This window comes from Pyxidicoccus sp. M15, from assembly GCF_056858435.1.
Genome location: NZ_CM166495.1, coordinates 6,248,629 through 6,273,755, shown reverse-complemented (window position 1 = coordinate 6,273,755; position 25,127 = coordinate 6,248,629). Strand labels below are relative to the sequence as shown.

The window sequence follows — 25,127 nt, the reverse complement described above, 5'->3', positions numbered from 1 at the left end:
TCTCACGCGCCCTCGCAAGGGGCGGCCCCCTCCCCGGCACGGTGCTTGCCCCTTGCTCCACGACCCGTAAGGTCCCTTAATCCCCCTATGAAATTCCTGAGAGATCTCCGCTCGGTCCTGAACCTGACCGTCGTGGTCGCCGGGCTTGGGTACTTCGTCGACCTCTTCGACATCACGCTGTTCGGCGTGGTGCGCCGCGCGTCGCTCATCGACCTCGGCATCACGGACCCGGCGGAGATCCTCCAGAAGGGCCTGCTCATCTACAACGCGCAGATGGTGGGGATGATGTTCGGCGGGCTCATCTGGGGCGTGCTCGGCGACAAGCGCGGGCGCCTCTCGGTGATGTTCGGCTCCATCCTCCTCTACTCGTTCGCCAACCTGGCCAACGCGTTCGTCTGGGACGTGAACGGCTACGCCATCTGCCGCTTCCTCGGCGGCGTGGGCCTCGCGGGCGAGCTGGGCGCGGCCATCACCCTGGTCGCCGAGTCCCTGCCGAAGGACAAGCGCGGCCTGGGCACCACCGTCGTCGCCACGCTGGGCATGCTCGGCATCGTCGCCGCGGCCTTCGTCGGCCAGCACCTGAACTGGAAGACGGCCTACATCTCCGGCGGCCTGATGGGCCTGGCGCTGCTGTTCGCGCGCTTCAAGGTCTCCGAGTCGGAGCTGTTCACCAAGAAGATGGACCCGTCGCGCGCCAACCCCTTCCTGCTCCTGCAAGGCGGGCGCTTCCTCAAGTACATCTGCTGCATCCTCATCGGCGTGCCCATCTACTTCACCACGGGCATCCTCTTCACCTTCGCCCCCGAATTGACGGCGGGCCTGGGCGTCCAGGGCACGGTGACGGCCGGCAACGCCATCCTCTACGGCTCCATCGGCCTGACGTTGGGCGACCTGCTCGCGGGCGTCTTCAGCCAGTGGCTCAAGAGCCGCAAGCGCGCGGTGGCCCTCAACCTCGTCGCGGGCTTCTCGCTGATGCTCCTGTACGGACTCGTCCCCGGGCTCACCAGCACGATGGTGTACATCCTCAGCTTCTTCATGGGCATCACCGTGGGCTACTGGGCGGTGCTGGTGACGATGGCGGCCGAGCAGTTCGGCACCAACATCCGCGCCACCGTGGCGACGACGGTGCCCAACTTCGTGCGCGGCTCGGCGGCGCTCGCGGCCAGCGGCTTCGCCTGGCTCAAGGGCGTGGAGGGCATCACCGTGGCAAACGCGGCCCTCATGGTGGGCAGCCTGTGCTTCGGCTTCGCGCTCCTCGCGCTCACGCGCATCGAGGAGACCTTCCACCGCGACCTCGACTACGAGGAGACCGCCGGCAGCCCGCAGCCCGCCGCCCAGTCGCACTCCAGCACCTGACGCGGATCGGGCACGCAAGTGCCCTTGCGTCCGATATCCGTCGCGGATCACCGCCCTAAAGGCGACGTTCCGTCCCGCGACGGTTGCGCCAGGGTGTGGGGAGTGACTAACAGCGCGCGATATGGTCCTCCCTCCCCTGAAGCCCATCCAGAAGGTGCTGTGCGCCAACCGCGGTGAGATTGCCATCCGCGTGTTCCGCGCGTGCAATGAGCTGGGCATCCGCACCGTCGCCATCTACAGCGACGAGGACCGCACCCACGAGCACCGCCACAAGGCGGACGAGGCGTACCTCGTGGGCCGCGGCAAGCGTCCGGTGGAGGCGTACCTCGGCATCGACGAGATTCTCGACGTGGCCCAGAAGGCCGGCGTGGACGCCATCCACCCGGGCTACGGCTTCCTGTCGGAGAACGCCGACTTCGCCGAGGCGTGCGAGCGCCGGGGCATCCGCTTCATCGGGCCGCGCTCGCCGGTGGTGCGGACCATGGGTGACAAGGTGGCCGCCAAGACGCTCGCCCAGAAGGTGGGCGTGCCGGTGGTGCCCGGCGTCACCCTGGAGGGCGACGACGCCCGGGTGCTGGAGCAGGCCCGCGCCTTCTTCGTCCAGCACGGCGGCCCCGTCCTGGTGAAGGCCGCGCACGGCGGCGGTGGCCGCGGCATGCGCGTGGTGCGCGAGGAGAAGGAGCTGGAGTCGGCGCTCGCCTCCGCGCGCTCGGAGGCGAAGAGCGCCTTCGGCTCCTCGGCGGTGTTCCTGGAGAAGTTCCTGGAGCGCGTGCGCCACATCGAGGTGCAGCTGCTGGGGGACTTGCACGGCAACCTCGTGCACCTGCATGAGCGCGACTGCTCGGTGCAGCGCAGGCACCAGAAGGTCATCGAGATTGCCCCCGCGCCCAACCTGGCCCCGGCGCTGCGCACCGCCATCTGCGACGCGGCGGTGCGGCTGGCGCGCGAGGCGGGCTACTCCAGCGCGGGCACGGCCGAGTTCCTCGTCTCCAGCGACGCGTTCTACTTCATCGAGTGCAACGCCCGGCTCCAGGTGGAGCACACCGTCACCGAGCAGGTGACGGGCGTGGACCTGGTGCAGAGCCAGATTCGCATCGCGGAAGGCTACCGGCTGGACTCGCCCGAGGTGGGCATCCCCTCGCAGGAGGCCATCATCCCGCGCGGCTACGCGGTGCAGCTGCGCGTCACCACCGAGGACCCGGCCAACAACTTCATGCCGGACGCGGGCATCATCACCGCGTGGCGCGCGGCCCACGGCTTCGGCATCCGGCTGGACGGCTCCAACGGCTACACGCAGGCGCACATCTCGCCGTACTACGACTCCATGCTGGTGAAGGTCATCGCCTACGCGCCCACGTTCCAGGGCGCGGTGATGAAGGGCCAGCGCGCGCTGCGCGAGTTCCGCATCCGCGGCGTGAAGACGAACCTCCCCTTCCTGGAGAACGTGCTGCACCACCCCGCCTTCCAGAAGGGCGAGACGTACACCCGCTTCATCGACGAGACGCCGGAGCTCTTCCAGCTCGCGCCCCGGAGGGACCGCGCCAGCAAGCTGCTGCACTACCTGGGTGACGTCATCGTCAACGGCCACCCCACCATCAAGAAGCACCAGCGGCTCAAGCCCACGCAGTTCCTGGAGCCGCGCCTGCCGGTGACGCCGTCCGGGCCCGTGCCGCGCGGCACCGCGCAGATTCTCGCGGAGAAGGGCCCCCGGGGTCTGGCCGAGTGGGTGCTGGCCCAGAAGAAGGTGCTGCTCACCGACACCACCATGCGCGACGCGCACCAGTCCCTGCTGGCCACGCGCATGCGCACGCGGGACATCCTCCGCGTCGCTCCGGCCACCGCGCACCTGGCATCGGACCTCTTCAGCCTGGAGAGCTGGGGCGGCGCGACGTTCGACACCAGCTACCGCTTCCTCAACGAGGACCCGTGGGCCCGCCTGCGCGCGCTCAAGGCCGCGGCGCCCAACCTGCTCCTCCAGATGCTCCTGCGCGGCGCCAACGCCGTGGGCTACACCAGCTACCCGGACAACGTGGTGGAGGCCTTCATCGACGAGGCGGCCGAGGCGGGCGTGGACGTCTTCCGCATCTTCGACAGCCTCAACGATTTGGGCAGCATGGAGGTGTCCATCCGCCGCGTGCTCAAGACGGGCAAGGTGGCGGAGGTGGCCATCTGCTACACGGGCGACGTCGCCAACCCCAAGCGCAAGAAGTACACGCTGGACTACTACGCGGACCTGGCGAAGCGCATCGAGGACTCGGGCGCGCACTTCCTGTGCATCAAGGACATGGCGGGCCTGCTGCGCCCGCGCGCCGCGGCCATGCTGGTGGACAAGCTGCGCGAGGTGACGCGCCTGCCCATCCACCTGCACATGCACGACACCGCGGGCAACGGCATCGCCAGCTACCTGGAGGCCATCGAGCACGGCGTGCACATCGTCGACGTGGCGCTCGGCAGCATGGCGGGGCTCACCAGCCAGCCCAGCCTCAACGCGCTCGTCAGCGCGCTGCGCGGCCACCCGCGCGAGACGGGGCTGGCCAACGCGCGCCTGCAGCCCCTGGCCAACTACTGGGAGGACGTGCGCGAGTACTACGCCCCCTTCGAGAGCGGCCTCAAGAGCACGACGAGCGAGGTCTACTACCACGAGATTCCGGGCGGTCAGTACTCCAACCTCCGGCCGCAGGTGGCGGAGATGGGGCTGTTGGGCCGGTGGAACGACGTGAAGGACGCCTTCGCGCTCGTCAACGCGCTGGTGGGGGACATCCCCAAGGTGACGCCGTCGTCGAAGATGGTGGGTGACTTCGCCATCTTCCTCCTGAAGAACGACCTGGCCGTGCGCGGCGCGGACCTGGGCGACAGCGCGGCGCTCACCCGCGCGAAGCTCATCGCCGAGGCGCCGCGCCTGGACTTCCCCTCCAGCGTGGTGGGCTACTTCCGCGGCGAGCTGGGCCAGCCGCCCAACGGCTTCCCGGAGGATTTGCGCGCCGCGGTGCTCAAGGGCCTGCCGCGCGTGGAGGGCCGGCCGTCCTCCAGCATGCCGCCGCTCGATTTGGGCAAGCTCCAGCAGGACCTGTCCCAGAAGGCGGGCCACCCGCTCACCCGCGCGGACGCCATCTCCGCCGCGCTCTACCCGCGCGTCATGGCGGGCTTCCTGGAGGACCAGGCGAAGTACGAGGACGTGTCCATCCTCGACACGCCCAACTACTTCTACGGCATGGAGGTGGGCCAGGAGGTCTGGGTGGACCTCGAGCCGGGCAAGACGCTGGTCATCAGCCTGTCGGCCGTGGGCGAACCGGACGACGACGGCTGCCGCACCGTCTACTTCGCGCTCAACGGGCACAACCGCACGGTGCTGGTGAGAGATCGCAGCCTCGCGGCGAAGGTGGAGGCCCGCCGGCAGGCGGACCGCTCCAACCCGAACCACGTGGCGGCGAGCATGCCGGGCACCGTCATCGCCCTGCACGTCAAGCCGGGGGCGCGCGTGGAGTCCGGCGCGCCGCTCGTCACGCTGGAGGCGATGAAGATGGAGACGGTGGTCCGCGCCCCGCGCGCCGGCACCGTGGCGGAGGTGGTGCCCTCGCTCAAGGGCGCGGTGCAGGGCGGAGACCTGCTCGCGGTGCTGCAGTAACCGTCAACGCCACCGCCCCTCACGCGCGAGCGTCGGGGGGCGGTGGGGTGCCGCGAGCCTTCAGCAGTCCCGGCCGTACTGCTCCTCGAACACCAGCACGCGGTGCGACTCCGGGAAGAAGATGACGTCCAGCTCCCAGACCATGCACGCATCCGGCCACATCGGGTACGAGAACCGGTAGCCGCCCACCTGCACGTTCTCCGTGCCGTTGCTGTACTCATTGAGCAGGTCCGGAGCCAGCGAGTAGAACTGGGGCCGCAGCCGGTACTGCGCGAACTCCGCGTAGCTCATGGCATCGAGCTGCGAGCCGTAGAGCGCATTGCTCTGGGAGATGGCGGCCACCGCCTCCACGGCCTTGTCCAGGCTCGGCGGCAGGGCGTGGTTCCACGAGAAGGCGTAACCGTGGGCCGCGCCCGTGCACATCTCGTTCTGGCCGCAGGCGGTGTTGATGGCCGCCAGCTCCGACTGGAGGCCCGCGCTCAGCGTCTGCGAGCTGAGGGACAGCGAGTACAGGCCGTAGTCCACCGAGTAGTAGTCCAGGCACTTCGGCCACATCCACTGCGTCCAGGCGGGCTCGCCGCCCGCGCACCACGCGGGCTTGAAAGGGTTGCCCGCGTAGCAGTTCCCCTCGTAGATGGCGTGCGAGTCATCCGCGCCGAAGCACCGGCTGAAGGCCTCGCTGGTAGGGACGCCCTCGGCATTCCAGTGGGACATGCACTCCTCGACCCAGGGCTCCACGTGGGCCGTGTCGCACGTGGCATAGACGGACGGGTCCACCGGGTTGCAGGTGCCATTGAGACAGTCGAGCTGGAGGCGGAACTGCTTGCCCACGCCGGTGCCGGTGCTGACGACGACGAGGTACTCACCGCCCTGGGTGAACGTCACCGACGCCAGCTTGCTGAGCTGGCCGTAGCCGGACTCGTCGTCCTGCGCGAGCACCGTGGTGCCATAGCTGCCGCTGGAGTTCTTCGGGCCGTACACGAAGAGGCCCGTGTCCAGGTACATGCTGCTGCCCAGGTGCGTCACCTCCAGCTTCGCCTGCGAGCCGGCGCTGACGGTGATGCCAAAGGAGAAGTACTGCGGGTTCGTCGTGAACTGCGTCTGCACCGCGCCGGGCACCGCCACCTGGCCCATGTACGTGGTGCTGTCGAGGATGTTGCCGCTGACCGGCGCGGGGGGCGCGTAGAGCACACCCTGCGTCACCGTGTCGGTGGTGGAGGGCTCCGCGTCCGCGGGGGCTTCGGTGGGAGCGCAGGCGCCCAGGAGGAGCGCGGGGAACAGCCAGAGGGACTTCGGGGAACGGCGCATGAACGAGCCTCGTTGCTTGGGGTGCTTGGGAAGGCAAACTCCGCCGCTCGCCGCCGCCCTACCCGCCTGGAGCAGGCCGCGCGCAGCATAGGACGTCCCCCCGCCCCGTCCGCGTTTCAGGGCCGTGAATTCATCGCGTACCACTGGAGCTTGCCGCAAACCCGGGCACACGAACCTCGATCGACTGACGGCGCGAACGACCTTGTCGGCGGCTTAAAGATCGGACGCTTCGAGGGTCAAAACGAGGCGGGGACGCCATCCTGGCTGCACTGATCACACCCTTGATCAACCAATATCCAGGCAGCGGACGAAATCACAACGCTCAAACTACTTCTCCGTCCCCCTGCTGCGCCGTCACGTGCTGCTCGCCGCCGAGCACGTGCCTCACGTAGAACACGGAGGATCACAAAAGCAGAGCATTTTCAGCTTGGAGGTCCTAACAAACCGCCTCACCTGCTGCCGCGTCATCCTTAAAATGGAGGGCCCTCCAATTTGTCAGGGCCTCCAAGTTCACTGCCAAGTGTAAGCCCACGTTGTTGTGAGCTTCTCTCTTAAACGCTCCTCTTCGTTGTACATCCACCCGGAAGGGTGGTGTGTCGGAGCTACTCGCCCTGCATATCCAAGTCGGGACAAGAAATTGAACACATTAGGCTTAAGAGCGTCTGTGCACCCATTGAGTATTATGCCGGGCTGATATCCCCGCACTCTTTCCGCAAAATAATTCCGCACAAAACCCAGACGCCACAGCTCTAACCAGATGCGATTTCGGATTTCCTTGCGAAGCTTGTCTCGCGTCAGGAGACGGGCAAGTGAGGCTTGCCACGGCACAGGGTTGCACAGCGTTACATCTACATCCGCTAGGTCTGGCAGACTCCAGTGTTCAGCGACAGCAGTTAGGACCTGAGAGAGATACATCAAGCGCCATCTCTGGCCGGTTAGGGGCTCCAGTGGAATCATCGTCCCGCTCACGATGTCGCAGTCATATTCGTCACGGTGGGGCGACTCGAGCAGCAACAATAGGCCCCCGCGCCGGGGACCTCTATTCGTCTTCAGCAGGTTCCCATTTTGAAAACGAAACGTAATGTCGTCCAACTTTGCCTGCGTACAAAACTGGGTTTTGGGGATCTTTATTGCGCCATCAGGCGTGTGGTACCTTTCCTGAATCCAACGTAGCCACCCGCGGTATGAGTCATTGAAACGGCGTTTGCGCTTCCAGCGATCAAACTCAATACTGAAGGAGATTTTCGTCACATCCATATCCTTCAAGCCGTTGAACGCATGCTGCCATTGCCATCACTAATATGCAGGAGCCCTGCCAGAAGCAAGTACGTTAGCAGCGCTGAAGAACCGCCAGTCCTGCTGCCGCGCCCATCTGATACCTGCGGGCCCCTGCCGGGTTTGTTAGAGTTCTTACTCCTGACTTGGCTTGGCAGATGAGATGGACGCGACCGACGAGAGCCCACTGAGCAGCGTAGCGGTGATTTTTTCGTGAACGAAGCCCCGCCTGTGCGCATCCAAAAGGAGAACCCCTCCTTGAACCGTCTGCTTCGGCGAAGGTAGCCGCCCACGCGTAGCAAGAATACCGAGGGACACCGCGAGACTTCGTTGCCAAGGATGAAGCGAACCGGTCTCTTTCGCCCAGCTGGCTGTAGTGAACCAGACGTCCGCAGGGACAGAGTTGACTGCCCGCAGGAGGGCATCCGCCGCAGCCACAACCGCAGGCCCTGCAGAGCCAGCAGGCGCGTCAACCAGCCCCACCGGGATTTCTAGCTTGATGTCGCGCTCCAGCAACCGGTGCCAGCACTCATCCTTCTTACACCACTCCGTCGGATTCTTCTGACTGTCTGGCGGCTGGCTGATAACGCCGCGCGCGGCAATGATGATAAGGTTGAGGGCCTGATTGAGCCAATCCGGAACGGCTTGCTTGTTCCAGATTTCACGCCACGGGAGCTGCCTTCGAAGCGCATGGGAGAGCCGGGCAACAGCATAGGCGACTACCTGTGCCCGCAGGCCTTGGTACCCCAGTTCGCCATAAAGCGTCTCAGCGGACTGGAACACCATCATCTGCGCAATGATACGTTGAAATTCGTCCTGATCCGGCGCCCCGCGACTCTCGCGAGTGAGTTGCCCCATGAAATCAAGGAAGGACTTCTGAGCTCCTCGACTCACCAGCGCCGGACGCTCTTCCCAGGCAAGGAGGACCTTCGCCAAGTCCGTCTTCGTGAACTTCTGTGGGGATGGATTTTCGATGCGAAACTTCCGCCGGCCAGCGGCTGTTGGATTCGCGGCCAGTTCATCCGCGTACTGGCCGCGCGAGCGCTCGTAATACCAACGCGTCCCGCGTGGGGAGTCGGATGTCGGGGCCGTCCATGACGCACGCGACAGGCGCTCCAGTGCAATGTGCCAAGGGTGATTGGCGCTGAAGTCTGCCTCTTGAATCCGGTTCTGTGTGTTCGCGTATTTAGAGATGAGACCGACGAGGCCATCGACCTGATCGGCCGGTACAACCGTCAGTTTCATCGCCACGGAAACCGCACTCAGGTCAGCGTCGTCGCGACGCGCACAGCTTGCAATGGATGCGGTTGTCTGCCCGCCGTTCACGATCTGGAAGTCATGCACAGCGCGGATGCGCGCCAAGCCAGCGCCGACCTCCTCCAGTTCAACTCGGGAAGCGGTGGCCGCAAGGCCATTGTTGTAGGCGAGAAACCGCTGTGGATGATTGACGATGGTGTCCCGGATGCCTTTGTTCACCTTCCCCGTGAACTGAAGAAAAGACCGGACATTCCGTTCAAGGAGGCGTGCCCTGTAGGTATTGTAAATGGTGGCAAGCACCTTCGCGGGGATGCATGCGAGCATGACCTGAAGCCCATCGTTCCCCACCGAAGTCGCAAGACACGGGATGGCTCTCTGGTGCTCATTGACGAAGTCAACCGAAATGCCCTCTGCGCGCGACCCACCGCACACGCGCTGCAGCCGGAGAAGGTCCCAACTTTCCCGCCGCACGTCGCCTTCCTTGGCATCGACGACAGCCCCCCGGTCTGTGAGCGTGCCGGTGGTGACGACGTGGAGTTCGATGGTGCGTCGCGTCCGGAGCGACTCCGTGATGAGATTGAAAAGCTCATATGCGGGCTGAGCCTCGTCGACATCACCAGGGATCCCCTTCTTCGCCATGCGGACGCAGGCATCCAGTCGCCGGAACGCACGGCTCATTTCCTCCTTCCGCGTACCAGCAACCGTCGCCGGGTCTCCGAGAGCAACGTCCTCATAGGCGTCGACGAAATAGAAGAGGGAGAGCACGTCATCATCGGCATCGAAGGAGTAGCCATGCATTTCGGCGTGCACGTTGCCCTGTTCATGCCGGTAGAAGGCTACATGCGCATCGGGCACGACAGCGGCCTCCTCCAAGAGGGCAAAAAGCTCCTCCGCCAGCGCAGCAAGCCGGAAATTTCCCTGGCCCGGCGCATGCGCCCTGTTGAAGACCTCACCCCGAAGATTGTCCAGGAATGCTTGCAACTCTCTCATCATGGCTTTTCAAACTCAGGCAAGGCGGCCCCCACCACCGTCCCGGGCGCTACGGAGAACGTTTCGAGGTCCGAGATGCTCAAGGAGAACGTTACGTCCTGGACCGCCGCAGGAATGGACGCCCTGCGAAGCCGCGGAAACCCCTCAATGACCGCGAAGGTCTGCACCGGCCCGACGCCATACCGGAGCGGATACCGGTCCGCATGCACGGAGAGGTACCCGTAAGCCGCTAGCTTCTCCTCAAACTCGCTCCGAAGCCCGCTCCCCAGCAACTCTGCGAGGAGGGCGATGTAGTCCGGCAGGGTTCTGCCAGTGCTGTCCACGCGCGCAATCTCCACTGCCGCCAGGAAGAGCGGACGGTGTACGTCGCGCTCAAGCTGCTCGGGGCTGTTGATGCGGACTTTTCGCCCACTGTCCGCTTGATACGTCTTCACTTCGATGGAGGCATCAGGCAACTGGAAGTCGCGGAGACTCTCGCCGGGATTCTCCCAGGCATCCAATGCTGTCGCGGGGCCGAATCTACCAACCAGGCGCGAGAGCACTGTGAGTTCACCCAGCAGACCTCGCACCTCCTCCTCTGAAAGTGGACGTGCTCCAGCCAGTACGAACAGGCGCCAGCGCTCGATGGTTCGCGTCAGCGCAGCAGCAGCTGCTGCTGTGGTCGGCGAGCTTCTGAATGCACTCAAGACGTCCGCACACAGAAGCTCGAAGAGGGTGGAGAACCCACCATCTCGAAGGTGGATGGTGAGGGCTGATCGTCCAGCCGACAGGCCCAGAAGCTGCGCGCCGTGCACGCTGAATGCACTCGTACGGATGTTCCGACCATCCAACGTCTTCAGGCCTGCCGGAACCTCGAAGAGAAGGCCGGGGGTGTCGTTTGAAACGTCAAGGGAGGCGAAAACGCGAATGTCGCCTCGTGTCTCGAGAAGCTGTAGGTGGAAGCCTCCTTGTGCTGGCTGGTTCCGCAGTGATGCCCATATCTCAGACAGCCTGTCCGTCGGCATTCCAGTCTCCGATAATGCCATGACGCTGCAGCCATACATCATTCACGCGGTATTCCAACGGCTGCGCGGTCCTGGAGGTCGGGAAGCTAATCGCGACCGCAGGTACGTAGTCGGGCGCATCCTTGTCTCCCAGCTTCGGGTCGACGAGTGCATCCTTGTCTCCCGGCTTCGGGTCGAGCGGGTAAACAAGCAGCAGCCCGCGTTCGGCAGGTCGCGCATCCCGCATTAGATCTCGCTTGCCAGCTTCCTCCCCATCGGACTTGGAGCGCAATGCTTCTACAACCGTGCCGTACTCCTGCTCCGACAGGTCCAATCCTTCCTCTTCGGTTCCGACCACCGCCTGCAGCTCAAGGTAGTCGCTGTCCTTCTTGTCATCATTGGGGGTGCGATAGAGGCGGGTGACGCTTTCGCCCCCTACCTTGATCTGCTTATCCCCCTTCATTTTGGAGACCACCACGACAGTCCAATGGGTCAACTCACCGGCCCGCACCTGCTGGCGGATGTAACTCCTCAGATTCTCGCATCCTCCGAGGAACGATGCCGTCTCGCTGGCTTGGTAGCTCTCAAGAAACCTGAGAACGCGGTCTGCATCTACGTCGGTCCAGACTCGGTGGGGAACCTTCCTACCACGCACGGTATCCGAGGGCTGGGCAAGCCCCTTCAGCAGTGCCTCGACAGCGCTGATGTTGTCGATGGCTGCCTGTTTTCTCCGTGGAATTTCGAGCGACTGCACCAACTCGCCCGCGAATCGGACTTGAACATTCTGCCCTGTACGAAGCTTGTTCGCAGCGGTGATGAGCAGCCCCTCCGAGGGCGTGCGAATACGCAGTCCAAAATCCAGAGGCGTCTTGTTGCCAGCCTTTGCCATCCGGTCCAGGTCCTTTCGAAGGTCATCGAGCGCAAGAGCAACCTCTCGGAATGCCTTGTAAAGACCAGAAGGTGTGTAAACCCGGCAGAGATCAATGTAACCCGGCCGGTAACCGAACCAGCGCCCCATTTGCAACAGGGTGTCGAACATCTTCGATGTCCGCAGGAAGTAACTGACCGACAGGCCCTCCAGGGTAAGACCTCGGCTCAATTTGTCGCCGCCAATGGCGATGACGTAGAGCCCATCCTTCTTCCTGGAGTACGCGAGAGAGTCCTCGGACTCGCCATGCACCGCCATGACTTCAAGGCGTGACACGGAGGGCTGGACTTCCGCCCAAACACGATCCCACTCGGGCAAGGGCGGGCAGGTATCAAGCAACCGTTCCTTGAACTGGCCGTGGACATCCGCAATCCGCTTTCTCCAGATGTCGCGGAACTCGTCCTGAAGCGCCGCAACTCTTTCCTCAGAACCGGAGCCGAGGATGTTGAGGAGCCCGGAAACGACGTCCTTCACCTGGTCCGTGACGCGGTCCTGCACGAGGGTGAAGCGGGTTGCATGCACGAGCATGCTATTATGTACATTTACCATTCCACGAACGCGCCGGGCTGCACAGACAAGCACGAAGAGCCGGATCGCCTCCTTGAGGGACTCGGGTAGCAAACCGGGGTTGTGCGTCTTTTTGTGCTTGTCCGGAATCCAGCCACCGAAGTCGCCCACCGACACATGCATGGGCAGTGGCGGTTTTTCCGGAATGTTCGCCGACTCATCTCCACGGTGCCCAAAGACCACATCGGGGCCCACATAGTCGGATGGCGGCTTCAAATTGACGATGAAGCTTTTGGGAAAGAGATCCGGACCGAACTCGGGGTGATCCTCCTCCGGTGGGATGAAGATGTTCGCGAACGGTGTTGCCGTGTAGCCAACGAACGACACCCGGTTGAAGTTGCAGAGGAGTTCGCGAATGAGCCGGTTGACCTTGGTCGGGTCCGCCTCCGGATCGCGCTCTGTATTGATGGACGCGTGGTCCGCTTCATCATCGATGACCAGGGTTGGTGCATTGATCCGCTTGGCATTCCCAGAGCCGCCTACGATGTTCTGCGCACGCAGCCATTGGCTCAGGTTTCGAAGAACAGTCACATTCTTCTTCACCACCATGACCATGCGCAGCCCGTCGCTCAGCGTGAGCCCCCCCACCTTGTTCGCAACTCCGGCAACGAAATCACCATCGTCAGCCGATGTAGTGCAGGTCACGATAGAGAACTTTGGCTGGTCCTGGCCCAGGCGCAGGTCACGCTCACCTACGCCAATAGGCACCTTCGAGGCCTTGTTGCCCTCTCTCTTCACCTGTTCCAGGAAGGCAGCGCTGTCGTACCCGATGAGGTACTTGTCGATGCGTTCGTGGGTCTGGCTCCGCAAATTGTTATGGATGCCCGCCAGGATGATCACCAACTGGTATCCCGCGTCGAGCGCCTTGGCTGCGAGCGTCGTGTAGTGCGTCGTCTTTCCCGACTGCACCAAGCCGACCACCATGCCGCGGCGATCCCACCGTCCTGAACGATGCGGTGATTCGAGGCGCTCCAGTGACTGATCTGTGGATCGATTCAGCTCCGTCACAACCGCAGGAGGAATGCCGTCCACCTTCTTCAGATAATCGAAGAGTCGGGTTGACAGTCGCCATGCCGTTCGGTCGACCTGGGGCAGCCACTCTTCGTGGTCCTTGTCATCAACAAGAACGGAGGCCGATCCAACTCTGACCTTCAAACGTTTCAGTACGCTATCGACAATTTCGGGGGCAGCCGGCTTCAGCGCAGCGAACGGGCCGACGAGCATCGCGTGGACCGTGTTTTCGACCTCGGCGAGCGTGGGAACCGCATCGCCAGCGAAGTTCTCGACCAGAAGGTCCGCGACTTGAGCGGCAGTCATTGGAAGTGAGCGCATGATGTTCTCGTGAGAGTCAACTATGCTTCTGCAGAAAGTGGAGGATGATTTCCCGATGCCGCACAAAAGGCTCGGCGGAGAGGACGGTATCGCGTGCCTCGGCGGGCTTCCGGCCCGTTGAAACGAAGAAGCGGATGGCGTGCTGCGCCATTTCCGCCAATTGCTGCAACTCCGCAGACGTCGGCGCAGCCGATACGCTTCCTTCAATCGCCCGCGCGGGTTCCTGGAGCATCGTGGAAATGGGGATGCTCGCTTCAATGACGCCGAGCGCCGCATTCAACAATTCTTGATGTGCGCACCCGACATGCAGGAGCGACTGGATCAGAGGATGCGTTCGGTCGATCCGGTACCGCACGCCGGTCCGGGTCTCCTCTCGCTTCCACACGAAACGCTGCGGCGGAGCCTCGACAGGCGCCTGCCTCTCGCCGCGGTGACGGTATACCTGGGAGGCCTGATTCCGGGTTTGCTGGGCGATGCGCCGCAGGTCATCCCGCAGCCAGGCCGGCGCGGCAACGTGCGACTTCATGACGTTGAGCTGCCAGTCCGCATCCATGCTGTTCGGCAGGTCCAGTTGGATACGCGCAAGCTTGTAGTGCTCCTCCTTCTTGAGCTGAAGGTTCAGCCAGGTCCCCGGAACAATGAGTCGGCCGCACCTGTACACATAGAAGCCCTGATGCGCGTTCCAACCGTTCGGACCTCCGGCCCGAGCATGCTCCTCCTCGGTGAGCTTGCTGTGGTGGGGCAGAACCCATGGCGTGATGGCAACCGCCCCCCCTTTGAGCCGGATTGTTTCCGTTTCCCTTTGTGCGGACTTCTTGCCACGGAGGAAAGGATCCCATGGCGCAATGGGCTGAGTTCCGAGACGGATCTCCATTCCATCTTCAATGAAGCGGTGGAATACCATTGCGAGGTGTTGCCGCACGCTTTCGAGCGCAGCACCAAAGTGCTCATCCCTCTTGGCTGGCAGCACCTGCAGGAAGCTCGGCCTATCCAGCTCCTCGAGCACGATGGCAGTTCCTTGAGATGCCGCAGACAACTCCTCCAGGAATCGCTCTGCGAGGGTGGTCGGGGTCTGCAGGAGCTGCCACTTCCCGCTCTTCTGGATGTGCCCGATGCTCCAGCAACGGACGATGGGCTTCTTGCCCTTCTGCCGCGTGATGACGGTGAAGGTGCGCCCCTGCGAAAGGGACGCGGTCTTCATTCCAAGGCCGAAGCGGCCCAGATCGCCTGCGGTACGCGCGGCATCAGGTCCCCTCGTACCCATCCGCATGGCCTCGACCAACGTCTTGAGGTCCATGCCACTCCCGTCATCCACGACGGCGATGTATGGCGCCCGTGGCGAGTCCTCAATGACGACCCGGATATGCCGAGCACCAGCAGTAATGCTGTTGTCGATGAGATCCGCGAGAGCAGTCTGGAGCGTGTAGCCGAAGTCCCGGAGTGACTCAACGAGGCTACCCGCGTTGGGTTCAACCTCTTCGGCCCCAGTTTTTACGACCGCCATGTGCACCTCCGCATGGCGCCCACCAGCCCGGCCTCGAACCTCCCACGGACGTCATCCTGCATGGTGCCGTACGAGTCCTCGCCACTGCCGTGGAAGGTGAGCCAGGGGCTGCAACCCTCCACGGTGATGTTGTTGTCGGTCAGGTCAGCCCGCGTCTTCTTCAGGCTGTAGTTCACAGCCCGACGCGCGTTGAGGGTGGGAGACGCCCGCAGCTCTGCAATCTCGTAGTCGGCCTTCGACACGACTTCGCCAACCTTGCGCAACGCGCCCTCGTCTTCTCCGCAATGCACCTGGAAGCGTGCATTGCCTCCCGATCACGAGAAGCCAGCCCCCGGTGGAAACCCTATTCCACATTACCTGGTTTCCTTGTTCCCAAGAAGTGGTCCCGCGAGAGCCGACCAAGCAGCCAGACAGGCATCTCCACTGGTACGGCACCAGCCTTCCCAAGGTCCCTCTGGTGACAAGGAGTCGGCTGTGGTAGGCGCGGCGAAGGTGCAGTCCAAGGCGACGGTGGGTGGGCGTCATCCTCCCGCACCTGGAACTGGCACCGCAGCGGAACAACCAGCCCAACACGCCCGATCTGGTACAGCCCTCTGCGCCCGTCGACCGCCCACCAGACCACCCATCGGTGATGCAACGGTCGACAGGACCTGTTAGGTAGGCATTTCACATGGGCCTCTCCCGTTCCGAGCAAATGTCGAGGATTCGCGGCCGCGACACCTCTCCCGAACGTCTACTCCGGTCGGCGATCTGGCGGGCCGGACTGCGATTTCGCCTGCACGCCCGAACCCCGCACGGAAGGCCGGACGTGGTCTTCCCAGGGCACAAGGTCGCCGTATTCATCGATGGCTGCTTCTGGCATGGATGCCCCGAGCACTACGTGCGGCCGCGAACGCGCGACGACTTCTGGTCTTCCAAGCTGCGCGAGAATGTGGAACGGGACCGGCGACAGACGCTCCTCCTCGAAAAAGATGGCTGGCGCATCTGCCGCTTCTGGGAGCACCAGATCTTCGAGTCCTTGTCCGAAGCCGTGGAGTGCGTCCGTGCCGCAATCCATGATGGAAAATGGACTCCCTCCGCAGCATGGAGGGTCGTCCAGGTCACTCCGCTGGCCGGTGAGGGCGATATGGAGCAGCGCTGGATGGAGGACCTTCGAGACGCCACCGCGAAGCGCGCTGTGGTCGGGCAACGAAGCACGAAGAAGTGGAAGAGGGCATGATCTCCAGGCCGAAGCAGGAAGCCAAGAAGTGGGACAGCCGGAGGCCCTACGGTATAAGCCGTGGCGGGATGGATCGAGGCATCGGAACGAAGCTGGAGAGGCTCGGGAGAGGAGAGCCGCTCCGGGTGCTGGACCTGTTCTCCGGGTGTGGAGGCCTCACGCTCGGCTTCGTCAGTGCGGGCTGTGTCAGCGTCGGCGGAGTAGAGCTCGATGAGCATGCCGCCGAGTCCCACGCATTGAATTTCCATCGACTGAAAGACGGCTCGGCGGATACACGGCACGCCCTGGCCAACGACATCTTGAAGATCAAGCCCAGGCCGCTGCTCCAGTTCCTGCAGCGGCACTCTGCGGATAAAGGCGTCGACCTGATTGTCGGCGGTCCACCCTGCCCCGCCTTTACACGCGTCGGCCGCGCGAAGCTCCGGGAGGTGTTGCAGCATCCCGAGGCCTTCAAGCAGGACCCGCGCGCCACGCTCTATGTGCAGTACCTCCAATATGTCCGAGCGCTCAGGCCCCTGGCGCTCGTCATGGAGAACGTCCCCGACATCCTCAACTGGGGTGGGCACAACCTCGGAGATGAAATCTGCGAGTCGCTCACGGCCATGGGCTACCGGTGCGCGTATACCCTCCTGAACGCGGCGAGTTACGGAGTTCCGCAGATGCGCGAGCGGTTCTTCCTTGTCGCCGTCCACAAGGTGACCGGGAGCGACCCCAGCTTTCCCGTGCCGACGCGGAAGGTTGATTTTCCACGAGGATATTCCAGCAGCCGGAATGTGGCGTTGAAGAACATCCTGGCGAAGGTCTCGGGTAGGGAGTCCTGGTACGTGTCTCCGCCTGCCGCCCCAGCGGATGCACCTCCCGCTGTGACCGTCGCCGAGGCAATTGCGGACCTGCCCCCGTTGACGGATCACCTCCACAACCGGGACCGTCGTGGCGCGCGCTATCTGGACGGTCACGTGCCCCATACCGCAAGTCCTCACAGCGCATATGCACGGCTCATGCGGCAGTGGCCCGGATTCGAATCCGATGGCTTTCTCAGGGACCACGTCACCCGCTGCTTGACCCTGCGTGACTACCGGCTCTTCAAGGACATGGAACCCGGTGAGGACTACCCGAAGGCACATGCACGGGCCACGCAGTTCTTCGAGAAGGCACTGGAGAAACAGCGAAAGGCGGGCGCTCGCTTGGCGCACGGATCGCCCGAGTACGAGGATCTCGAAGCCGCTTATGTTCCTCCGTACGACCCCGGAAAGTTCCCCAACAAATGGCGCAAGATGGCCGCCGATGAGCCCGCGAGAACGCTGATGGCTCACCTGGGCAAGGACACCTACAGCCACATCCACTACGACTCGGCGCAGCAACGGGTGATTTCGGTGCGCGAGGCTGCGCGCCTTCAATCCTTTCCGGACGGATTCCGTTTCGCCGGCACCATGAATCCAGCCTTCCGGCAGATTGGAAACAGCGTCCCGCCGCTCCTGGCCTGGTACATCGCGGACGAACTACTCCGTCGCCTGAACATCACTCCGAAAGCGCTGCCAGATCTTTCGGATGAGCCAGGAAGAGCCCAGGCCAGAACCCGGGTCGCGTAGCTGCGGCACAGGACCAAGCGCGGCACCCCGCCCCCGAAGACCTCCGCCGGAAGCGCACCGCACCACGCGTGCGGATAGCCAGCCTTCAAAGTCCAAGAAGCGAAGACCCCGGCACGCAACCATTGAATTCCCGACAACCACGTCAGCCCTTACGCAGGGTATGGTCGGACGCGGGGGCGATGTACAGTCGTGGACATGAGTCCTCTTCGGCCCAGGGGGGCGTCCGACGTCAACGCGCCTGAAGAGACGCTCACCCTGGGGCCCCCCTCCGCCCCGGGTCGGGAAGGCACCGCGCCGCCGACGCCGGGCGACACGCACGACACCGTCCGTCCGGGGAGCTCCATCGCCTCGCCGCCTCCGGGACGGGTGCTGGCGGAGCGCTACACCGTGCTGGACATGCTGGGCCATGGCGGCATGGGGCTCGTGCTCTCCGCCTACGACGTGCGGCTCAACCGGCGCGTGGCGCTCAAGCTGCTGCGCCCCATCTGGAGCCTCGACACCAGCGACGACGCCCAGGTGCGCCTGCTGCGCGAGGCCCAGGCCATGGCGCGGCTCAACCACCCCCACGTGGTGCACGTCTACGACTCCGGCCGGCTGGAGGACGAGTCCGTCTTCATCGCCATGGAGTACGTGGAGGGCCGGACGCTGCAGCAGTGGCTCCGCCAGCAGCCGCGCACCTGGCGCGAGGTGCTGCGCGCCTTCCTGGACGCGGGCCGGGGCCTGGTGGCCGCGCACGCGGCGGGCCTCGTGCACCGCGACTTCAAGCCGGACAACGTCCTCGTCGGCGAGGACGGCCGCGTCCGCGTGACGGACTTCGGCCTCGCGCAGGCCGCACACGGCGCCAGCCAGGAGGACGCGGTACCGCAGGCCTCCGCCGAGCCGCTGCCGAGGACGTGGATGGAGCCGCTCACCGAGTCCGGCAAGGTGCTCGGCACGCCGCGCTACATGGCCCCCGAGCAGCTCCAGGGCCACGCCGTGGACGCGCGCAGTGACTTGTACGCCTTCTGCGTGGCCCTCTACGAAGGCCTCTACGGCGTGCGGCCCTTCGAGGGGGACACCTTCGCCGCGCTGCTCGACGCCCGCGCCGCGGAGCGCATCGTCCCCCCGCCGCCGCACAGCGAGGTGCCCTCCTGGGTGGCGCGCGCCGTGCTGCGGGGGCTGAAGGCGGACCCGCTCCAGCGTCCGGGCTCCCTGCGCGAGCTGCTGGCGGAGCTGGAGAACGACCCGGAGCAGCGGCGGCGGGCCCGCCTGCGCGCGGGGGCGCTCGCGGGCGGCGTGGTGCTGCTGGGCGTGGCGGCCGTCTGGGGCTGGGTGCGTCAGGAGACGCCCGCCTCCGCCTGCGTCGACATGGACCGGCGCCTGGCGGGCATCTGGGACGCGCGACTGGCCGGGCAGCTGGAAGAAGTGATGGTGGGCACGGGGCTGCCGCAGGCGAAGGACACCTCCGCCCGCGTGGCCCGGATGCTGAACGCGTACTCCGAGGAGTGGGTGAAGCAGCGGACGGAGGCGTGCGAGCTGGCGCGGCAGGAAGGCACGGCGCAGCCCCAGCGGCTCGCGGTGCTGCGCGAGTACTGCCTGGAGCGGCGGCGCGGGCAGCTCGGCGCGCTCACGGTGCTGCTCGTCAAGGAGCCCGACGCGGAGCTGGTGGACACGGCCGCGCAGGCGGTGCAGTCGCTGCCGCCCTTGAGCGACTGCGCGGACACGCGCCTGCTCACCGCCGCCGTGCCGCCGCCCGAGGACCCGGCGGTGCGCGCCCGCGTCGAGGCCTTCCAGCCCCTGGAGGACCGGCTGGAGGCCCTCCACCGCGCGGGCAGGTACAAGGAGGGACTGGCCCTGGCCGAGGAGCTGCGGCCCCAGCTGGTGGCGCTGGGCTACCCGCCCGCCCATGGACAGGCGCTCTTCTGGCACGCGATGCACCGCGACGGGGCCGGCGACTACAAGGGCGCGGAGCTCCTGCTGCGCGAGGCGCTCATCCAGGCCGCGCAGGGCCGGGACGCGGTGCTGGAGTCGCAGGCCTGGAGCTTCCTCGTCACGGAGGTGGGCGCGCGGCAGTCCCGCTACGCCGAGGCCATGTGGCTGGAGCTGCCGATGATGGCGGCCGCGGAGCGGCTGGGCGACGAGCAGCTCCTCGCGCTGGCGCTGGAGACGGTGGGCAACGTGCGCTGGATGACGGGCGACTACGCGCACAGCCGCGAGTCCTACGCGCGCGCGCTGACCCTCCTGGAGCGGTCCCCCAGGCCGGAGCGCCTCAGCCTGTCGCGCGTGCTCAACGGCCTGGGCAATGTCCTCATGGACCAGGGCCGGTACGCGGAGGCCCGCGAGCACTTCGTGCGCGCCCTCGCGCTCAAGGAGGAGACGCTCGGCTCCGAGCACCCGGCCATCGCCGTGACGCTGAACAACCTGGGCATCGTCCACGAGGAGCTGGGCGAGTACGCGCAGGCCCAGGCCCTGTACGAGCGCTCGCTGGCCATGCGCCGCAAGCTGCTGGGCCCCGAGCACCCCATGGTGGCGTCCTCGCTCGCCAACCTGGGCGACGTGCTGCTCGCCCGCGGCCAGCTGGAGCAGGCGCTGGAGCACCACGAGCGCGCCCTCGCCCTGAGGCGCCGGACGCTGGGAGACGCGCACCCCGGCGTCGCCCACTCGCACGCCAGCATCGGCGAGGTGCGGGCCGCGATGGGGCAGGACGCCCGGGCGCGCGACGACTTCGAGCGCGCCCTGGCGCTGCACGAGAAGGTGGCGGGCGGAGACCCCGCCGACGCCGCCCAGGTGTCCGCGCTGCTGGGCCGCACGCTGGTGCGGCTGGGCCGCTTCGAGGACGCCGCCCGCCAGCTCCAGCAGGCCCGCGACGCCGGGGCGCGGCAGGCCGCCACCGACCCCCGGCTCCTCGCCCTCGCACGGCTCGGGCTGGGTGAGCTGGGCCTGGCCCGCCACCAGCCCGCCGCGGCCGTCCCCCTGCTGGAAGAGTCGCTCGTGCACATTCCCGTCCGCGCGCGCACCGAGGCACGGTGGGCGCTGGCTCGGGCGCTGTGGGAGGCGAATGCCGACCGCGCTCGCGCTCGCGCGCTGGCGACCCAGGTCCGCGAGGATTACGGAAATATTGGCCAGGAACGGAAGGTCACCGAGGTGGCTCAGTGGCTTTCGTCACATCCCCCCTCCACGGCCGCGGAGATCCGATAGGGCGTCGTGGGGATTGCTGATAGACGACGCGGAGACGCGGGAAGGACCATGCAGCAGAAGATCTCCGACGACATGTCGCAGACCGCCGAGCACTCGCATGGACGGGAGACTCCCGCCCAGCGCGTGATTCCGGCGCTGACCGTCATGTCCCATCCGCATCCCCAGCGCATCGGCGAGCAGCTGCTGCTGGAGACGCTGGCCACCTCCGGGCAGACGGCGTCCCTGTCGCGCAACGCGCCGGAGTTCTCCCGCGCGGGGGGACTGGTGACGCAGCCGCTGGGGGACCCCTTCATCAGCCGCACGCCCATCCATTTCGAGCCGGGGACGCGGGGCACCCTGAGGCTGGTGGTGCCGGAGGGTGGGACGCGGGTGTGGGTGGCGGACGCGCCCGTGCAGGGCGTCCGGGAGTTCTCCCCCGAGGAGCTCGCCGCGGGCGTGCCGCTGGTGCTCGCCGACCGCGTGGTGCTGCTGCTCCACCTGGCCGCGAGCCGCCGCGAGCCCGCCCCCGCGGACCTGGGCATCGTCGGCCAGGGCGACGGCATCCGCCAGGTGCGCGAGGACATCGCCCGCGTCACCGACCTGAACGTCCCCGTGCTCATCCGCGGCGAGACGGGCACGGGCAAGGAGCTGGTGGCGCGCGCCATCCACGAGCAGGGCCCCCGCCGCGCGGGCCCCTTCGTGAGCGTCAACCTGGGCGCGCTGGCGAAGGAGCTGGTCTCCGCCGAGCTGTTCGGCGCGCAGAAGGGCGCGTACACCGGCGCCACACGGGACAGGGAGGGCTTCTTCCGCGCCGCCCAGGGCGGCACCCTCTTCCTGGACGAGGTGGGCGAGGCTCCACCTGAGGTGCAGGCCGCGCTGCTGCGCGTGCTGGAGACGGGCGAGGTGTACCCGGTGGGCGGCCACACGCCGGTGCCCGTCGACGTGCGGCTCGTCTCGGCGACGGACTCGGACCTGGAGTCGCGCATCCAGGAGCGGCTCTTCAAGGCGCCGCTGCTGCACCGGCTCGCGGGCTACGAAATCCACATGCCGCCCCTGCGCGCGCGCCGCGAGGACATCGGCCCGCTGTTCATGTTCTTCGCCCGGCAGGAGCTGGAGACCACCGGGGACTCCGGGCCGCTGTCGGCCACGGACCCGCGCGCGGAGCCGTGGCTGCCGGCGACGCTGGCCGTGCGGCTGGTGCGCTACGGCTGGCCCGGCAACGTGCGCCAGCTCCGCAACGTCGTCCGCCAGCTCATCATCGGCAGCCGGGGCCTGCCGCACCTGCGCGTCGACGCACGCCTGGAGCAGACGCTCGACGCGGACGCCATGCCCGTCCCCGGCCGGGAGCCAGCCTCCCCGACCACGGCGGACGGCGGCGAGGCGAAGGCCCCGCGCCGCAAGCCCTCCGAGGTGAGCGAGCAGGAGCTGCTGGAGGCCCTGCGCGCCTGCTCCTGGGACCTCAAGGCCACCGCGGACTGGCTGGGCATCCCCCGCCCCTCCGTCTACGTGCTCATCGACAAGAGCTCCTTGCTGCGCACCGCGCGGGACTTGAGCCCGGAGGAAATCACCCGCTGCTTCCACGAGTGCGAGGGCGACCTGGACAAGATGGTCCAGCGGCTGGAGGTCTCCAAGCGCGCCCTCCAGCGCCGCCTGCGCGAGCTGGGGCTGGGCGGCTCCTGACGCGTCAGCCCTCCCGGTGGGTCCGCCTCCGGACACGTCAGCCCTGGCCGCACCTGTCCGGACACCGGCCCCCGACTCTTGGAATTCCAAGGACTTGAGGGATTAGGTGTCCTGGCCCGACGCCTGCAAATATCGCCGGCCCATGGACGCAATCATCGCGCAGTTGCAGTCATTGGCCCTCACCTCGGCCCTCCCCTATCTGCTCAAGTTGATGGGCGCGCTGGTGTTGTGGTTCGCGGGCCGCGCCGTCATCAACGGGTTCCGGCGCGTGCTCAACCTGGCGCTGCAGAAGCGCCGGCTCGACGCCACGCTCATCCGCTACGTCGAGTCGCTGTTCAGCGGCTCCCTCACGATGCTCCTGCTGCTCGGCATCCTGGGGACGATGGGCGTGGAGACCACGTCCTTCGCGGCGCTGCTGGCGGCGGCGGGCATCGCGATTGGCACCGCGTGGTCCGGCCTGCTCTCCAACTTCGCGGCGGGCGTCTTCCTGCTCGTGCTGCGCCCCTTCCGCGTGGGCGACGAAATCTCCGCCGCGGGCGTCACCGGCGTGGTGCAGGAGATTGGCCTCTTCGCCACCACGCTCGACACGTCGGACAACCTGCGCATCTCCGTGGGCAACAACCGGCTGTTCGGCGACAACATCATCAACTTCTCCCACCACCCGCACCGCAAGCTCGTCATCAAGCTGCCGCTGCTCCATGGCGGTGACGTGCGCATGCAGATGCGCGCGCTCCAGGAGATGGTGTCCACGGTGCCCGGCGTCCTGCAGCAGCCCGCGCCTTCCGTCGAGGTGGCGGAGTTCACCGCCCTGGGGCCGGTGCTCGGCATCGGCGTGTACTGCAAGCCGACCCAGGCCACGGCGGTGCAGGACGACGTCATGGGCGCCGCCGCGGACTTCCTCGTCGCCTCCGGCTACTCCGTGCCGTTCGACACGGTCCGGCAGCTCACGGCGAAGGCGGGCTGAAACCCGCGGTCCTGAAGGCCGCCCGCCAGGCCCACCGCGCGCTCATCGAGGAGCGCGCGTCAGTCGCGGAGGTAGTGGCAGGTGTAGCCGCCCGGGTTCTTCTCCAGGTAGTCCTGGTGGTACTCCTCGGCGGGGGTGAACTCGCCGGCCGGCGTGATTTCGGTGACGACGGGGCGGTTCCACTTGCCGGAGGCGTTGACACGGGCCTTCACCGTCTCGGCCACGCGCCGCTGCTCGTCGGACAGGTAGAAGATGGCGGAGCGGTACTGGGTGCCCCTGTCGTTGCCCTGGCGGTTGAGCGTCGTCGGGTCATGCATGCGGAAGAACCACTTCTCCAGCAGCGTCTCGTAGGTGAGCACCTTCGGGTCGAACACGACGCGCACCGACTCCGCGTGCCCGGTGTCGCCCGAGCTCACGTCCTGGTAGCTGGGGTGCTTGAAGGCGCCTCCGGTGTAGCCGACGTCCGTCTTGACGACGCCCGGAATCTTCCGGAGCAGGTCCTCCATTCCCCAGAAGCAGCCTCCCGCCAGCAACGCCGTCTCCGTGCCCGCCGCGGGGACGGTGAACTTCACGGCACCGACCGCAGCCTTCGGAGCGGTGCGGCCGAAGTGCGGCAGCCAGCCGCCGTAGCCCTCCTTCTCCAAATCATTCACGGGGACGAAGCGCAGCGCCGCCGAGTTGATGCAGTAGCGCAGCCCCGTGGGCTTCGGCCCGTCCTCGAACACGTGGCCCAGGTGGGAGTCCCCGGCCTTCGAGCGGACCTCCACGCGCACCATGCCGAGGCTGACGTCCCGCTTCTCCACCACGTGTGCGCCGTCGACGGGGCGGGTGAAGCTGGGCCAGCCGGTGCCGGAGTCGAACTTGTCGCGCGAGGAGAAGAGCGGCTCGCCGGTGGTGACGTCCACGTAGAGGCCCTCGGCGTGGTGGTCCCAGAAGGCGTTGTGGAAGGCGGGCTCGGTGGCGTCCTCCTGGGTGACCTCGTACGCGAGGGGCGACAGGGTGCGACGGAGCTCCGCGTCGGCGGGCTTCTCGTAGCGGCGGGTGTCGCTCACGGTGGGCCTCGGGGGGGTGGAGGCCGCGCTGGCGCCGGGGGCGGCCCCGCGGGCCTCGGTGCACGCGGCCAGCACGGCGAAGAAGGCCAGGGCAACGGGGAGGAGCCGGCGCGCCACCGGCGGCGGAGCGCGGCGGGACGGGGGTGGGATGGCGGCAACGGGCGACATGGGTGGGGCCTCCGGGCACGCCGGGTGCGTGCGGGTTCTCCCGCCTGTACGCACGAGGCCCGAACCGGGTTTCAGAGATGGGCGCCGCTCACACTGTCCGCGTGGGTCCGTGCCACCTGCCCCCTGGAAGGTCGTCTACTGAACAGGCGGCTTTGGTAGATACAGACCCCATCC

14 protein-coding genes are annotated in these 25,127 nt (G+C 66.2%); 7 read left to right on the top strand and 7 right to left on the bottom strand.

Annotated features, from left to right (window positions below; all coding sequences use genetic code 11):
* The first annotated feature begins 87 nt into the window (after window positions 1-87).
* On the top strand, window positions 88-1,356 hold the full coding sequence (locus ACX9TP_RS23530; RefSeq protein WP_482981971.1) for an MFS transporter: 1,269 nt from the start codon (window positions 88-90) through the stop codon (window positions 1,354-1,356).
* A 121-nt stretch (window positions 1,357-1,477) separates the two neighbouring features.
* Window positions 1,478-4,981 (top strand): pyruvate carboxylase, encoded by a 3,504-nt coding sequence (locus tag ACX9TP_RS23525; protein WP_482981970.1) that lies wholly within the window; start codon window positions 1,478-1,480, stop codon window positions 4,979-4,981.
* Window positions 4,982-5,041: 60 nt separating this feature from the next.
* On the opposite strand, the gene ACX9TP_RS23520 is transcribed toward ACX9TP_RS23525, so the two are convergent.
* The 6 genes from ACX9TP_RS23520 to ACX9TP_RS23495 form a co-directional block, all read right to left on the bottom strand.
* Window positions 5,042-6,289 (bottom strand): hypothetical protein, encoded by a 1,248-nt coding sequence (locus tag ACX9TP_RS23520; protein WP_482981969.1) that lies wholly within the window; start codon window positions 6,287-6,289, stop codon window positions 5,042-5,044.
* 1,410 nt (window positions 6,290-7,699) lie between these two features.
* Window positions 7,700-9,814 carry an AIPR family protein gene (locus ACX9TP_RS23515; protein ID WP_482981968.1) on the bottom strand — a complete coding sequence of 705 codons (2,115 nt, stop codon included), beginning with the start codon at window positions 9,812-9,814 and terminating at the stop codon, window positions 7,700-7,702.
* Window positions 9,811-10,815: a PD-(D/E)XK motif protein gene (locus ACX9TP_RS23510; RefSeq protein ID WP_482981967.1), complete on the bottom strand. Its 1,005-nt coding sequence runs from the start codon at window positions 10,813-10,815 to the stop codon at window positions 9,811-9,813. The genes ACX9TP_RS23515 and ACX9TP_RS23510 overlap by 4 nt, the downstream gene beginning before the upstream one ends.
* Complete coding sequence (locus tag ACX9TP_RS23505) at window positions 10,793-13,621, bottom strand: Z1 domain-containing protein (RefSeq protein ID WP_482981966.1); 2,829 nt, start codon at window positions 13,619-13,621, stop codon at window positions 10,793-10,795. Before ACX9TP_RS23505 ends, ACX9TP_RS23510 begins: the two co-directional genes overlap by 23 nt.
* 16 nt (window positions 13,622-13,637) lie before the next feature.
* Window positions 13,638-15,125 carry an ATP-binding protein gene (locus ACX9TP_RS23500; RefSeq protein WP_482981965.1) on the bottom strand — a complete coding sequence of 496 codons (1,488 nt, stop codon included), beginning with the start codon at window positions 15,123-15,125 and terminating at the stop codon, window positions 13,638-13,640.
* On the bottom strand, window positions 15,113-15,388 hold the full coding sequence (locus ACX9TP_RS23495; RefSeq protein WP_482981964.1) for a hypothetical protein: 276 nt from the start codon (window positions 15,386-15,388) through the stop codon (window positions 15,113-15,115). Before ACX9TP_RS23495 ends, ACX9TP_RS23500 begins: the two co-directional genes overlap by 13 nt.
* 407 nt (window positions 15,389-15,795) lie before the next feature.
* Here ACX9TP_RS23495 and ACX9TP_RS23490 point away from each other — a divergent pair, with 407 nt between their 5' ends.
* From ACX9TP_RS23490 to ACX9TP_RS23470, 5 genes are all read left to right on the top strand, one after another.
* On the top strand, window positions 15,796-16,344 hold the full coding sequence (locus ACX9TP_RS23490) for a very short patch repair endonuclease (RefSeq protein WP_482981963.1): 549 nt from the start codon (window positions 15,796-15,798) through the stop codon (window positions 16,342-16,344).
* A 125-nt stretch (window positions 16,345-16,469) separates the two neighbouring features.
* Complete coding sequence (locus ACX9TP_RS23485) at window positions 16,470-17,933, top strand: DNA cytosine methyltransferase (RefSeq protein WP_482981962.1); 1,464 nt, start codon at window positions 16,470-16,472, stop codon at window positions 17,931-17,933.
* Window positions 17,934-18,128: 195 nt separating this feature from the next.
* Window positions 18,129-21,110 carry a tetratricopeptide repeat protein gene (locus tag ACX9TP_RS23480; RefSeq protein WP_482981961.1) on the top strand — a complete coding sequence of 994 codons (2,982 nt, stop codon included), beginning with the start codon at window positions 18,129-18,131 and terminating at the stop codon, window positions 21,108-21,110.
* A 48-nt stretch (window positions 21,111-21,158) separates the two neighbouring features.
* Complete coding sequence (locus tag ACX9TP_RS23475; RefSeq protein ID WP_482981960.1) at window positions 21,159-22,769, top strand: sigma 54-interacting transcriptional regulator; 1,611 nt, start codon at window positions 21,159-21,161, stop codon at window positions 22,767-22,769.
* Between the two features lie 142 nt (window positions 22,770-22,911).
* Window positions 22,912-23,733 carry a mechanosensitive ion channel family protein gene (locus ACX9TP_RS23470; protein WP_482981959.1) on the top strand — a complete coding sequence of 274 codons (822 nt, stop codon included), beginning with the start codon at window positions 22,912-22,914 and terminating at the stop codon, window positions 23,731-23,733.
* 59 nt (window positions 23,734-23,792) lie between these two features.
* Here the strand turns inward: ACX9TP_RS23470 and ACX9TP_RS23465 are convergent, their stop codons facing one another.
* Window positions 23,793-24,953: a bifunctional methionine sulfoxide reductase B/A protein gene (locus tag ACX9TP_RS23465; protein ID WP_482981958.1), complete on the bottom strand. Its 1,161-nt coding sequence runs from the start codon at window positions 24,951-24,953 to the stop codon at window positions 23,793-23,795.
* Between the last annotated feature and the right edge of the window lie 174 nt (window positions 24,954-25,127).